Source organism: Haladaptatus caseinilyticus, assembly GCF_026248685.1.
Lineage (GTDB): Archaea > Halobacteriota > Halobacteria > Halobacteriales > Haladaptataceae > Haladaptatus > Haladaptatus caseinilyticus.
The window spans coordinates 2,109,720-2,123,059 of sequence record NZ_CP111036.1; the positions used below are offsets into that span (position 1 = coordinate 2,109,720).

General features: G+C 60.0%; 15 protein-coding genes. 8 read left to right on the top strand and 7 right to left on the bottom strand.

Translation table 11 applies throughout. The annotated features are described in order from the left end of the window. The first annotated feature begins 6 nt into the window (after positions 1-6). From OOF89_RS11325 to OOF89_RS11345, 5 genes are read left to right on the top strand one after another with little or no spacing between them, the layout of a single operon-like run. Positions 7-969 carry a branched-chain amino acid ABC transporter permease gene (locus OOF89_RS11325; RefSeq protein ID WP_266076171.1) on the top strand — a complete coding sequence of 321 codons (963 nt, stop codon included), beginning with the start codon at positions 7-9 and terminating at the stop codon, positions 967-969. Next, positions 966-2,099 carry a branched-chain amino acid ABC transporter permease gene (locus OOF89_RS11330; protein WP_266076172.1) on the top strand — a complete coding sequence of 378 codons (1,134 nt, stop codon included), beginning with the start codon at positions 966-968 and terminating at the stop codon, positions 2,097-2,099. The genes OOF89_RS11325 and OOF89_RS11330 overlap by 4 nt, the downstream gene beginning before the upstream one ends. Then, the gene (locus tag OOF89_RS11335) at positions 2,099-2,857 is read left to right on the top strand and encodes an ABC transporter ATP-binding protein (protein ID WP_266076173.1); all 759 of its coding nucleotides are present in this window, start codon (positions 2,099-2,101) and stop codon (positions 2,855-2,857) included. The genes OOF89_RS11330 and OOF89_RS11335 overlap by 1 nt, the downstream gene beginning before the upstream one ends. After that, entirely contained in the window at positions 2,854-3,600 is a 747-nt protein-coding gene (locus OOF89_RS11340) for an ABC transporter ATP-binding protein (protein ID WP_266076176.1), read from the top strand. The genes OOF89_RS11335 and OOF89_RS11340 overlap by 4 nt, the downstream gene beginning before the upstream one ends. Further along, entirely contained in the window at positions 3,590-4,249 is a 660-nt protein-coding gene (locus OOF89_RS11345) for a thioredoxin family protein (protein ID WP_266076178.1), read from the top strand. The genes OOF89_RS11340 and OOF89_RS11345 overlap by 11 nt, the downstream gene beginning before the upstream one ends. Before the next feature lie 70 nt (positions 4,250-4,319). Here OOF89_RS11345 and OOF89_RS11350 read toward each other — a convergent pair whose 3' ends face one another. The 7 genes from OOF89_RS11350 to OOF89_RS11380 all read right to left on the bottom strand — a co-directional run bounded on the left by OOF89_RS11350 (position 4,320) and on the right by OOF89_RS11380 (position 9,828). Further along, complete coding sequence (locus OOF89_RS11350) at positions 4,320-4,709, bottom strand: universal stress protein (RefSeq protein WP_266076180.1); 390 nt, start codon at positions 4,707-4,709, stop codon at positions 4,320-4,322. A 24-nt stretch (positions 4,710-4,733) separates the two neighbouring features. Beyond that, positions 4,734-5,000 carry a DUF7520 family protein gene (locus OOF89_RS11355; protein ID WP_266076182.1) on the bottom strand — a complete coding sequence of 89 codons (267 nt, stop codon included), beginning with the start codon at positions 4,998-5,000 and terminating at the stop codon, positions 4,734-4,736. A 342-nt stretch (positions 5,001-5,342) separates the two neighbouring features. Beyond that, positions 5,343-7,055, bottom strand: coding sequence for a cbb3-type cytochrome c oxidase subunit I (locus OOF89_RS11360; protein ID WP_407661612.1), 1,713 nt, complete (start codon positions 7,053-7,055; stop codon positions 5,343-5,345). A gap of 87 nt (positions 7,056-7,142) precedes the next feature. Further along, positions 7,143-7,355, bottom strand: coding sequence for a DUF6684 family protein (locus OOF89_RS11365; protein WP_266076186.1), 213 nt, complete (start codon positions 7,353-7,355; stop codon positions 7,143-7,145). Positions 7,356-7,456: 101 nt separating this feature from the next. Further along, positions 7,457-7,822 (bottom strand): DUF7541 family protein, encoded by a 366-nt coding sequence (locus tag OOF89_RS11370; protein ID WP_266076188.1) that lies wholly within the window; start codon positions 7,820-7,822, stop codon positions 7,457-7,459. Positions 7,823-8,050: 228 nt separating this feature from the next. After that, entirely contained in the window at positions 8,051-9,355 is a 1,305-nt protein-coding gene (locus tag OOF89_RS11375; protein ID WP_266076190.1) for an MFS transporter, read from the bottom strand. Between the two features lie 89 nt (positions 9,356-9,444). Further along, the gene (locus OOF89_RS11380) at positions 9,445-9,828 is read right to left on the bottom strand and encodes a hypothetical protein (protein WP_266076192.1); all 384 of its coding nucleotides are present in this window, start codon (positions 9,826-9,828) and stop codon (positions 9,445-9,447) included. A 335-nt stretch (positions 9,829-10,163) separates the two neighbouring features. Between OOF89_RS11380 and OOF89_RS11385 the strand changes: the two genes are divergently transcribed. From OOF89_RS11385 to dnaK, 3 genes are all read left to right on the top strand, one after another. Continuing rightward, positions 10,164-10,493 carry a DUF7344 domain-containing protein gene (locus OOF89_RS11385; protein WP_266076194.1) on the top strand — a complete coding sequence of 110 codons (330 nt, stop codon included), beginning with the start codon at positions 10,164-10,166 and terminating at the stop codon, positions 10,491-10,493. A 25-nt stretch (positions 10,494-10,518) separates the two neighbouring features. Beyond that, positions 10,519-11,166 (top strand): nucleotide exchange factor GrpE, encoded by a 648-nt coding sequence (locus OOF89_RS11390; RefSeq protein WP_266076196.1) that lies wholly within the window; start codon positions 10,519-10,521, stop codon positions 11,164-11,166. A 231-nt stretch (positions 11,167-11,397) separates the two neighbouring features. Then, positions 11,398-13,305: a molecular chaperone DnaK gene (dnaK, locus tag OOF89_RS11395; protein WP_266076198.1), complete on the top strand. Its 1,908-nt coding sequence runs from the start codon at positions 11,398-11,400 to the stop codon at positions 13,303-13,305. The last annotated feature ends 35 nt before the right edge of the window (positions 13,306-13,340 follow it).

Here is a 13,340-nt window from a genome sequence, read left to right on the forward strand (position 1 = left end):
GAAGACGTGAGCATCGTTTCACAACTAGCGACGATCCTGCTGAACGGCCTTCAGCAGGGGGCCATCTACGTGTTGGTCGCTATTGGTCTGTCGATAATTCTCGGTACGCTGAAGTTCGTCAACTTCGCTCACGGGGCGTTGTATCTCATCGGGACGTATCTCGGGCTCCTCATTACGCTTACCATTCGAGTTAGCGACGGGAAACTGGCCGAGTGGGGATTCGGGCAAGTCGGTCTCGGTTGGGGATTCCTCCCAGCACTCATCATCGTTCCGATAATCGTGTTTGGGGTCGGTCTTCTGATGGAACGGTTTGTCGCCAGACCGTTCTACGATCGCCCCGATACCGACCAAATCCTGCTCACGTTCGGCCTCGCTATCGTCGTGCAGGAAGCGTTCAAGATCCTGTTCGGCGGTCAGAGCTACAACTTCGCTCGACCCGCCCGGACCAGTTTGGGTCCGCTCGAACTCCAACTGAGCGGTCCGATCAGCCTCCCAGTGGTAGGTACTATCGGAATCTGGCGGCTCTACGTCATCGCTATCACTGCCGTTTTGGTCGCGCTCGTGTACCTCCTCATCGAATACACGGATTTCGGCCTCGTCGTGCGTGCGGGGACACGCGACGCCGAGATGGTTCGGCTGCTCGGCGTGAAAATCACCCGACCGTATCTCATGGTGTTCGGAGTCGGTGCAGCACTCGCAGGTATCGCCGGCGTGGTCGGTGGGACGCTCTACGCGGTGAATCCGAACATCGGGATGGACGTTCTCGTTCCCTCCTTCCTCGTCGTCGTTATCGGCGGTGTGGGTAGCATTCGGGGCGCTGTCGTCGGCGGAATCCTCATCGGGCTTACCCTCTCGTCGCTCGTCGCAGTCGCGCCACAGTGGTCGCAGGTCGGCATCTACGTTCTCGCCGCGATCATCCTGCTAACGCGCCCACAAGGCCTGCTCGGGAGCGAGGAGGTAGCACCATGAACGACGAGACTGCCGAACAACCGACCGGTGACGGTGGTTCGGTCGTCGAATCGGGACGCGTCTCGATGTGGGAACGAGTCGGCGATAGTGAGCGCTCGGTCGTCGCCCTCACGGCAATCGTCGTCGCGATCTTCCCGTGGTTGTTCGTTCGTGCGCCCGTCATCAGCGACCTTCTTCAGGGCTATCAGTCGCTGGCGTCGCTCATACTCATCTGGGGAATCTTCGCGCTCGGGTTCAATTTGCTCCTCGGCTATACGGGGCTGTTGTCGTTCGGCCACGCCGCCTTCTGGGGCGGCGCGGCCTACGCTGCCGGCATTTTCAGCGCGAGCGTGAGCGGCAGTCCAATACTCATGGTGCTGTTCGGAACCCTGTTCGCCGTGCTGTTGGCGTGGATACTCGGCTTCGTCTCGCTCCGACGTGGCGGTATCTACTTCTCCATTCTGACGCTCGCGTTCGGCCAGATGGCCTACTATCTCGCGCTTTCCCCCCTTCAGGGGCTGACGAACGGGGAGAACGGTTTTACCGACGTGACGGTGGGGAATCTCTTCGGCTTCCTCGATGCGTTCGCCGCGTTCGAGTCGATTCCACTCAACACGCCGGTTCCACTGCTCGGCGATTGGCTCTACATTTTCGTCGGGGCCATCACCGTTCTCTGTGTGGCCGCCGTCGTTCGAATCCTTCATTCCCCCTACGGGTTGGTGTTCAAGGCGATTCGGGAGAACGAACAACGCGCGTCGTTCGTCGGGCTGAACGTCTGGCGGTACAAGCTGATGGCGTTCATCCTCTCGGGGGCGTTCGCCGGTGTCGCCGGAAGCCTGTTCGTCGTCCACGGGTCATACGTCCCCGTCGAATCGCTGTACTGGACGACCAGCGGTGAAATCGTCATCATGACCGTCCTCGGCGGCGTCGGGTCGATGGTCGGCCCGATGGTCGGTGCCGGCGTCTACCTCTACGTCGAGAACGTCGTCAGCGCCAATTCCGCAATCCAACCGTACTGGCATCTCATCCTCGGTCTCGTCTTCGTCGCCGTCATCGCCCTCTTTCCGGAGGGAATCTGGGGAATCGTGGGTCGATTGCGTGATATGATTTCGACTCCATCACCCGATACCGAACAGGAGGGTGATAACTGATGGCGCTCCTGAAAACCAACGGGCTCACCAAGGAGTTCGGCGGCCTCGTCGCGGTGGACGATGTAGACCTCGAAGTCCACGAGAACGAGAGCATCAGCGTCATCGGTCCGAACGGTGCCGGAAAGTCGACGCTTATCAACCTCATTACGCGAATGCTCGACCCGACCGAGGGGGATATCCGGTTCAAGGGCGAGTCGATAATCGGCCTCGAACCGCACGACGTCGTTCAATCCGGCATCAGCAAATCGTTCCAGACAGCATCCATCTTCCCTGACCTGACCGTCGAGGAAAATGCCCGAATCGCGGCGCTCGCCGCCGAACACGGATCGTTCAGGTTCAACTTCCTTCGGCATCAGCGACAGTATTCGGCGGTGGACACGCTGACCCGAGAGACGTTGGATTCGGTCGGATTGCTCGGTCAGCGTGAGGTTACGGCCGCCGACTTGCCGTACGGCGACAAACGCCGTCTCGAACTCGGTATCGCGCTGGCGAGCGAACCCGACCTACTGCTGATGGACGAACCTACGGCCGGGATGTCGCCCGAAGAGACGCATGCGACAGTTGACCTCATCGAACGGATCAAGGAGGAACTCGGCCTTACTATCCTGCTGGTCGAACACGACATGGAAATCGTGTTCAACGTCTCCGACCGCATCGTCGTGCTGAATCGTGGGCGCGTCATCACTCAGGGAACTCCCGACGAGGTGCAGGGTCATCCGGAGGTTCAGGAGGCATATCTCGGAGGTGTCGAGTTATGAGCCTTCTCAGCCTCGATAACGTGGACGCATACTATGGTGAAAGCCACATCCTACGGGACGTGACGATGCGCGTCGAGGAAGGCGAGGTGTGCGCACTCCTGGGGCGCAACGGCGCGGGCAAGACGACGACGCTCCGGAGCATCGCTGGCGCACGTCCGCCGGACGTTCGCGATGGGTCGGTTCGATTCAGGGATGAAGACATTACGACGATGGAACCGGAAGACATCTCCACTCGTGGAATCTCGCTCGTCCCCGAGGAACGGCGCGTCTTCCCCAACCTCACCGTCGAGGAAAACCTTCACCTCGCGGAGGTCGTTCACAACAAGTCGAACACGGTCGGACGCTCGATACCGCAGGTCGAACACGTCGGCATGACGACCGAGGACGTGTACGACGAATTCGAGCGCCTTCGGGAGCGACAGACCCAGAGGGCCGGAACGCTGTCGGGCGGCGAACAACAGATGCTCGCCATCGCGAGAGCGTTGAAACAGAACACCGACCTACTGATGTTGGACGAACCGTACGAGGGACTGGCTCCACAAATAATCGCCAACGTCGAGGACGCCATCCGCCGAATCAGCGAGACCGGAACGACCATTCTGCTGGTCGAGCAGAACGCAGCGGCCGCGATCAAACTCGCCGACAGGTGTTACGTCGTCGATCAGGGTGAAATCGTCTTCGACGGCACCGCGGACGAACTCCGTGACGACGAAGGCACGAGGGAGCGATACCTTGGCGTCTGAACCCAACGACCCGGACGCGCTGTTCGACGCACTCGTCGCGGAGGACGTCGTCATCGAGAACGGCACCGTCTCGCTGGCGGACGATTTCGAACATCGTTGGTCGATATACCTCGACACCTACGCGAGCATTACACCCGACGCGTTCGATGAAAGCGTCGCCGAAACGTTCGACATCTCGTGCGAGGAAGCTCGCGACAGCGACGTGACCCGGACCGGGTTCAGCTACTACCTCGCGCTCCGCGCACACGTAAACGGCGAGTATACGGTCGCGGAACTCGGAGTGATGGCCGAGATGGTCGCACGTATCGGTCCATCATCGCCGGTTCCCGACGGGATAGAAACGCTCACCGACGAAACCTACTCCGACTTTCTCGGGCGGCACCCCGATTGCATCATTTCGGTGTGGAAACGCGACTGCGAACCGTGTGCGGCGATTGCGAACGAACTATCCGAAATCAGGGCGGGGATCCCCGAGAAGGTAGGGTTCGCTGGTGTGGATGGTGACGACGTCGTGGCGTTTCGACGTGAGTTCGACGTGACGGCGGCACCGTCGTTCCTCTGTTTTCGCGACGGCGAGTGCCGCGAGACGGTGACGGGAAGCGCGGAACCCGACGACCTTGTCGAGTCGGTTCGGTCGGTCTACATCTGAAAAAGCGACATCGCTCTTCGATACAGCCACCGACCCCATCGTTCCGCTGTTTTTCCGCGAGTTGCTGCTGTCACTCTCCCGCGACGAGGACGGGTCGCCTCGCGGTCAGGATGACGGACTGTGCGACGCTTCCGAACAGAGCCTTTCCGGCCGGTGAACGTTTTCGCCCGCCGACACAGATACAATCGACGTCGTGTTCCTCGGCCACGTCGAGGATGGTATCCGCCGGACTTCCACTCGTCTCGACGACGTCGGTTTCGATTCCCGCATCCTCCAAGGATTCCTGTGCTCGCCGAACGCCCGCTACCTGCATCGCGGTTGCGCCGCTGGGATTGTCGGTAAAGGAGTGTAATAGTGTGGCGCGTACCGCCGTTGCCGACTCGGGAAGGTCGATAACCGCGGTTGCTTGCGCCAGTGCGCGCGATTCGGTTTCATCCACGGCAACCAGGACGTGGTACATGGTGACACATCGAAGTGGGTCGGCTTAGCCCTTCGGGTGAGCGTCGTCGTAGCGCTCCGAGACGAACATAACCAGAAAGAGCAGCACGCCGAGAAACAGGCCGATGGTTGCCATGCCGAACGCCGCTAACCCGACCGGTGTCGGTTGGAGTTCGATAACGCCGAACAGTTGCACGGGGCGCAAATTTTCCGGACCGAATAGACCGAGTAGAACGCCAACGAACCCGGCAAACGAGACGATGAGGGCGTATAAGCCGACGACGAGCGACCGTCCTTGTAGTCGGAATGGCACGAACGAACCTTGCGACAGGGCAAGGATTAGCCTTTTCATCCATTCGTCCCTAGTTCCGGTATGTCCGAAAAAGAGCTGCTGTTGGTCATCCTCGGTGGGATAGCCGTACTCATGTTCGCGATGGGAATCATCCTCGCGACGACGTGAGAAGACGGCGTGCTATCGAGCGATGAACGAACGAGTACGTGAATTTGCGGATGTCACTGTATCGGTCCCGGTCTCGAAGCGACGCATTTTGACGCAGTGTTGATGACGATCTGATACCGGGTCCGGTCACGTTCACTTCGCTCTCCATACCCGAACCTATCGACTCACAAAACGAGAAAACCAGAGGGGTTGTACTTACTGCTCTTCTTCGCCGCCGTCCGTCAGCGCGGTCTCCTGCCTCTTTTCGAACCAGGTCCACTCTTTCGTGACCAAATCGTCCGCCTTGAGTTTCCACGGGTCGGCAGGGGCGTGTGGCCCTTCGAGCCACGACTGGACGATGTTCCAGACGAAGATGAGCTGACCGATACCCATGATGAACGCACCGGCGGTGGCGAGCTGGTGCCACGTGGCGAACTGTGGGAGGTACGTCGCGTAGCGGCGCGGCATGCCGCCGTAGCCGAGGAACAGCATGGCGAAGAACGTGATGTTCGTCCCGATCATCGTGAGCCAGAAGTGCATGTGGGCGAGTTTCTTCTGGTACATTCGTCCGGTGTAGATGGGGAACCAGTAGTAGATACCGGCGAAGCCAGCGACGGCGATTGCTCCCATCACGATATAGTGGAAGTGACCCACGACGTAGTAGGTGTCGTGGAGGACGAGGTCGACCGGGATGGCCGCGAGGAACACGCCGGTGACGCCGCCGATGATGAAGTTGGAGACGAATCCGATACAGAACAGCATCGGCGCAGTCATCCGAAGCCGACCGTTCCACATCGTCGTAATCCAGTTGAACACCTTCACCGCACTCGGTATTGCGATCGCCATCGACACCGCCATGAAACTCGCACGGAGGCGTGGGTCGATTCCCGTCGCGAACATGTGGTGGGCCCAAACACCGAAGGAGAGCACACCGATTGCGAGCGTCGAGTAGACGATGAATTTGAACCCGAACAGTTTCCGGCCCGCAAACCGTGGGAGGATGAGGCTAACCAATCCCATCGGCGGGAGGACGAGGATGTACACTTCGGGGTGGCCGAAGAACCAGAACAGGTGTTGCCACAGCAGTGGGCCGCCACCTTCGGCGGCGAAGAACGTCGTGGCGAAGTTCCGGTCGAGCAGGAGCATGATCAGCGCGCTCCCGAGCAGCGGGAACGCGAACAGGATGAGTCCCGACTGGGTCAGGATGGTCCACGAGAAGATGTCGAGGTCGGGCCATCCGACGTCGTCGCCACGCTCGGTGAAGATGGTGGCGATGAAGTTGATTGCACCCATCGTAGCACTGACACCGGAGAGGTGTAACCCGAGGAGCATGAAGTCCATCCCTGGATTCAGCACCTCCGGGTTGGACGACAGCCCGCGCTCCGCGGAAATCGGCGTGTACATCGTCCAGCTGGACTGAGCGGGTTCGACGTTGAACCCGAGCATCGCGAGCGGGAAGCCGAGCCAGATGAGCATGGCCGCGGGTGGCAGGAGCCAGAACGCGATGGCGTTGATTCGCGGGAACGCCATGTCGTCCGCGCCGATGAGGAGCGGAATGAAGTAGTTCGAGAACGCCGCGATGATGGGCGTCCCGAACAGGAACAGCATCGTGATCCCGTGCGTGGTCAAGAGACCGTTGTAGAGGTTCCCGCTCATGAAGTCGAGTTCCGCACCGGCCAGCTCCGCGCGCATGAGAAGGACGGCAATGCCACCCCACGCGAACGCAATGATACCATACGTTCCGTATAGGAGGCCGATGTCCTTGTGGTCAACCGTGGTTAACCACCGAATGATTCCAGCAGGTTTTTCCTCGTGGGCCTGCCCGGTCGGTTCTGCATACCCGTAGCCTCCCCCAGTGAGAGGCGTGTAAGACCGCCAGTCCTCGATTCGGGCGAGGAACGTGGCGACCGCCAGCAAAAACACTCCCATAACTACGGTGAGAGCTATCTGCCCTGTAGCTGCCATGCGAAAGGGTGAGGACTGCGGGGTAAAGAAAGGTTAGGTTACGACTTCGCGCTAGATTTCCCGTGCCGTGAGATACGTTAGCACTGCCAATCCGACGAACGGGATGACGACCAGTGCCAAGCTGATGAGGCCGACCAGCGAACTACCGTCACTCCACGGGCTGAAGGCGAGGAAGACGGCGAAGAAGAATGCCAATATCCCGAGTGGGACGACGTTGACCGTGATGTCGAGGAGCGTTTCCCGGTCGAAGACGCGTTCTGCCATAGTAGGTAACGATAGCAATGGGGGCATCAAATAGGTTAATGATTCGTGGTAGCTGAAAATCGTCCCCGTATCGGATCATTCGTCGCTGATTCCGACTCGTTTCAGACCGATTCCGGTTGCCAAAGCGACCCCGCGATACCGCCGACGAGCAGGATGGCACCGCCGATGAGGATAGCAGTGCCGCGAAGCCTGACCGATCCAGTCGTCAGCGTCCAGATAACGCCCCCGACGACGAACGCCAGTCCCGCCGACGCGATGAGGCCTTTCCACGGACTGTTGATATATTCCGATTCGCGGAGGATACCGACGCAGCTACCGACGAACATCAGCATGCCACCGACGGCAACGGGAAAGAGGTATTCGGCCATCACGATACCGGTCTCGAACAGGGCCAACCCGAACGCGACGAACAGCGGCCACGGACTGGATTTTCGGTATTGGTCGGAGAGCCCCGGTTGTTCGTCCATGGTCGCGCTTGGGGCTTCAGTGGTTTCACGGTTGCGTCTTCGACTAGCGAGATCGCAATGCGGTTCCGGTTCCGGTGATGAGGACGGGTGACAGCGAAGATGGGTCGTCCCGTTCACACCCACCGTAGCACATCACGGGCACACCGGGAACCGACCGTCGTGGAAGCCTTCGTTCCGATCCGTCACTACCATTTCAAGTCGGGAGCAACCGACTCGTCCCGAATTTCACTAATCTCCACTGACGGCATCGACTTGTTCGCCGGGCGCAGGTTCGGCACTGTACAGCATCGCGAACACGATGGACGAGACGACGATGAACGCCGATGCGGTCCAGAAGGCGACGAGGACGCTGGTGGCGTCCCAAATAGCCCCCACGAAAACCGGACCACCGACCTGCCCGACTTTCCACGCGATGGAGCGAAGAGAGAGGCTGGAGGCCACGGCATCGAACTGCTCGCCCTCGCCGACGAACAGGGCCATGCTTGCGGGCAGGCGGAGGCTGTCGCCGATTCCGAGCACCGCGTACGCCGCGAAGAGGACGAAGAAGGCGCCGGGGAGTGCCATCTCCTCGCCGAAGGCGTTGACGATCATATCCGGAATGTAGACGTGAGCGAACCCGGCCAGGGGGATGAGCGCGGTTCCAACTGCATAGACCAACGCGCCCGCGAGGATAAATCGGTGGGTATGTTCCACGCGGTCGGTCCAGTCGCCGACTTTACCCTGCGTGATGGATTTGGTCAGCTTTCCGCCCGCCATGATGCCGCCGACGATGAACGGGTTGATGCCGAACTCCGTAACGGCGTAGATGGGAAGGAAGGTGATGACGGCCATCTTCCCGACGCTGAACGAGAGACGGAAGAAGACGAGGGCTTTGATGGCCGATCGCCCGAGAAGCATCTCGATGGTCTCGCGACCGCTGGACTCCTCGGGGTCCTTTCTCCCGCCGGGGTTGTCCCGGAGGAACAGGAGAACCGAGATGAACGCCAGAACGGTCACGACGCTCAGCGCGATATAGGTCTCCTGAAACCCGTACAGATACAGCAGGAGACCGCCGAAGATGTCACCGATGAGGCTCGATAGCGCGCCGACCTGATTGTACGTCCCGATCCACAGTCCACGCGAACTCTCCTCGCTGATTTCGCCGACGACGGTCATCCCGGTCAGCCAGAGGATACTCGCGGCAGTTCCCTGTAGGACGCGGACCAAAATGACCTGCGTGACGTTTTCGACGAACATGAAGCCGATGAAGACGACCACGTTGAGCAGGAGTCCGAACAGCAGGATTCGCTTCGAGTTTCGCGTGTCGATGTATCGACCCAGCGGGAGGACGATGAACAACTGGACGATCGCGAACGCCGTGCCGAACAGTCCCTCCATGGTGCTCGTCGTCTGGAAGATGTCGGCGTACAACGCGAGTGCGATGAGAATAGTCGAGTACGCTTGACTGCGCGCGAACGCGGTGCTGGCGACTGCGATGAACTCGCGGTTTTTGAAGAGGCGGAGCGAACTCCCGCCGCTCGTCTCACCGGACACTGTTACGAACCGAAACAGGTGTGCGAGCTATAAGAATCCCCGTTTTTAGTCCGTGAATTGCCGAAAGATAGGTGACAGGTTGTGACCGTTTAGTCGTCTTCGAGCGCGTCAGCGATGCGTTGAAGCTGTCGCGTTACGTCTCGGACTTCGTCTCGAAGCTGTCGAACTTCCCGGGTGAGTTCCTCGTTTCCTGCGGATTCACCGCGACCACTCGGGCCGCCCGGTCCGCCACCCATGCCGCCGGGGCCGCCGGGGCCGCCGCCCATCATACCACCCATCATCTGTGCGAACGGGTTACCGCCCATGCCGCCGGGGCCGCCGCCCTCGCCACCGAGTGCCTCTTTCAGGCGCTCTTCACGGTCTTCGTCGCCCTCCTCGGCGCGCTTTTCGCGGATTTCCTCGACACGCTCTCGGAACGATTTCTCTTCGCTGTCGGTTCCATTTTCGTCTTCGTTGGCTTCCTCATCTGCCATACTCGTCCGTTCTAGCGCACGCCCGAAAAGGGTTGTGTCCCATGCTGGCAGAGTTAGCTACCGAATCCCGATGCGACCATACGGTACGGCGGAATACCTCCGGATGGCAGCGGTCGAACGGTGGCTTAGCGACCTGAAGCGGTCGTTACCAGCGAATCACCGGGGGCGAAACAGTCACATCCGAATTCGTAGTTCGGAACACTCGGAGAGGACCGTCGTTGCTCCGGCATCGCCCCACGTTACGAACACTGAACGATGGAAACGGTTGACAGGGTTAAAATTCGCCGATAGCGTTACTGGAAAGGACTTCAATGGCTCGCGGGTCCGTCGGCTCAGTGGTTATCAGCCTGGGAGAGCGCCGCAACCGGTACGTGTTGTACTCGCTCTATCAGCATTCCAAAACTGCACCGATGGGGGTGGAAGTGCTCTCCAGGGAAGTCGCCGGATGGGAAAACGGCGTTCCACCTGAATCGGTCCCCGACGAGACGTTCGAGGCAGTGCTCGACGACCTCTCTCGAAACTGTCTTCCCTCCCTCTCCTATCGTGGATTAGTCGAATACGATCCTCTCAGTGGACTCGTTGGACGGCCGCGGTACTCGCTTTTGGCGGACCGCCTCGTTTCCCTTTTAATTCGTATCGAACTCGCTCCGTTTCTGAACCCTTAAACGCACGGAAGGGCTTTCGGTATGTATGACCGAGGAGCCTGCTCAGACGGGAGCAGATGAGCAAGTCGAAGACATGGATGGAGAACCATCGGACGAAAAAGCACCGGACGAAGACGTTCTCGACCAACAGGAAACCGACCTCGTCGAACGGATCGCCGACGACGACGAGACCCTCGCCCAAGATGTAGAAGATCACTTCGTCGCGATCGAATCCGAACGACAGGAGCTGGAGGCCGAAGTGGACGACCTCCGAACACGTCTGAAGCGAAAACAGGCCGACTTCCAGAACTACAAGAAACGCGCGAAAAAGCGACAGGAACAACTCGAAAAGCGAGCGACGGAGGACGTCGTCCATCGACTCATCGACGTGCGTGATAACCTGAAACGCGCCGTCGAAGAGGAGCACGAAGACGTCGAAAGTCTCCGTAGCGGCGTCGAACTCACGCTGAAAGAACTCGACCGCGTGTTCGAGGAGGAGAACGTCGCCGAAATCGACCCCCACCCCGGCGCGGACGTCGACCCCCAGCGCCACGAGGTGATGCTCCGTGTCGAAAGCGAGCATCCCGAAGACACCATCGCTGACGTGTTCCAACCGGGCTACGAAATGGCGGATAAAGTTCTGCAGGCCGCACAGGTTACGGTCAGCGACGGAAGCGGCGAGACCGAAGAATAACACGAAACTCCCGCTGTTTTCCGCGGTTCGTTCTTCCTCCCAAATCGGGCAAGTGCGGGAAAAAACCGATCCACGATGAGTCGGGAGGTTGTGTACCGGTTCGATATAAATGTCCCGGAGCGAAGAGCCGTGAAAAATTAAAACCGTGTGACTGCGACGGGGTGACGTTTCCACCGTCCTCACCACATCTAGTAACCTTTAACCGGCGCAAACGGGTAGGGTAATCCAACAATGGCGAGTAACAAGATTCTCGGTATCGACCTCGGTACCACGAACAGCGCGTTCGCGGTCATGGAAGGTGGCGACCCAGAAATCATCGTCAACGGGGAAGGTGACCGAACCACACCATCGATCGTCGCGTTCTCCGACGACGGTGAGCGTCTCGTCGGGAAACCGGCCAAAAATCAGGCCGTCCAGAACCCCGAAAAGACGATCCAGTCCATCAAGCGACACATGGGCGACGAGGATTACACCGTCGAAATCGAGGACGAGGAGTACACGCCGGAGCAGATTTCGGCGATGATCCTCCAGAAGATCAAACGCGACGCCGAGGAGTATCTCGGCGACGACGTGGAGAAGGCAGTCATCACGGTGCCCGCATACTTCAACGACAAACAGCGACAGGCGACGAAGAACGCGGGCGAAATCGCTGGCTTCGACGTGGAGCGCATCGTCAACGAGCCGACCGCCGCATCGATGGCCTACGGGTTGGACGACGAATCCGACCAGACGGTTCTCGTCTACGACCTCGGTGGCGGAACGTTCGACGTTTCCATCCTCGACCTCGGTGGCGGCGTCTACGAGGTCGTCGCCACGAACGGTGACAACGACCTCGGTGGCGACGACTGGGACCACGCTATCATCGACTACCTCGCCGAGGAGTTCGAGTCGGAACACGGTATCGACCTCCGCGACGACCGGCAGGCGCTCCAGCGACTCAAGGACGCCGCCGAGGAGGCGAAAATCGAACTCTCCTCGCGCAAGGAGGCGGACATCAACCTTCCGTTCATCACGGCAACGGACGACGGCCCTGTTCACCTGGAAAACAGCCTCACCCGTGCGAAGTTCGAATCGCTGACGAGCGACCTCATCGAGCGCACCGTCGAACCGACGGAACAGGCGCTTTCGGACGCAGGCTACGAGAAGAGCGACATCGACGAGGTCATCCTCGTCGGCGGTTCGACCCGTATGCCACAGGTCGCAGAGCAAGTCGAAGAGCTGACCGGACAGGAACCGAAAAAGAACGTCAATCCCGACGAAGCCGTCGCACTTGGTGCGGCGATTCAGGGTGGCGTCCTCTCCGGCGACGTGGACGACATCGTGCTGCTCGACGTGACGCCGCTCTCGCTCGGTATCGAGGTGAAAGGCGGGCTGTTCGAGCGACTCATCGACAAGAACACGACCATCCCGACCGAGGAGTCGAAGATATTCACGACCGCCGCTGCCAACCAGACCTCGGTGCAGGTTCGCGTTTTCCAAGGTGAGCGGGAGATGGCGGCCGACAACGAACTACTCGGCGAGTTCCATCTCGCAGGCATTCCACCCGCACCAGCCGGAACGCCTCAGATCGAAGTCGCATTCAACATCGACGAAAACGGCATTGTCAACGTCTCCGCCGAAGATCATGGCTCCGGTAACAGCGAGGAGATCACCATCGAAGGTGGTGCCGGTCTCTCGGACGAGGAGGTCGAGCGGATGCAGGAGGAAGCCGAACAGCACGCGGAAGAGGACAAGGAGCGCCGAGAACTCATCGAAGCGCGCAACGCCGCCGAAGGCTCGATCCAGCGCGCAGAAACGCTCCTCGAAGAGAACGAGGAGAACATCGACGACGACCTCGAAGCTGACATCCGCGACGCGATCGAGGACGTTCAGGAGGCGCTCGAAGACGAGGACGCGACGAAGGAGGACCTCGAATCCGCGACCGAAGACCTGAGCAAGGCGCTCCAGGAGATCGGGAAACAGATGTACCAGCAACAGGAGCAAGCCCAGCAAGCCGGTGCCGCAGGCCCCGGCGGAATGGGTGGTGGCGCCGGTCCCGGCGGCATGGGCGGCGGTCCAGGTGCGGGCGCGGGCCCCGACGGACAGGACGCGGACGAGTACGTCGATGCCGACTTCGAAGACGTGGACGACGACGAATAGACGGGCGATTCAAGTATTCCCCTACTTTAGAGAGG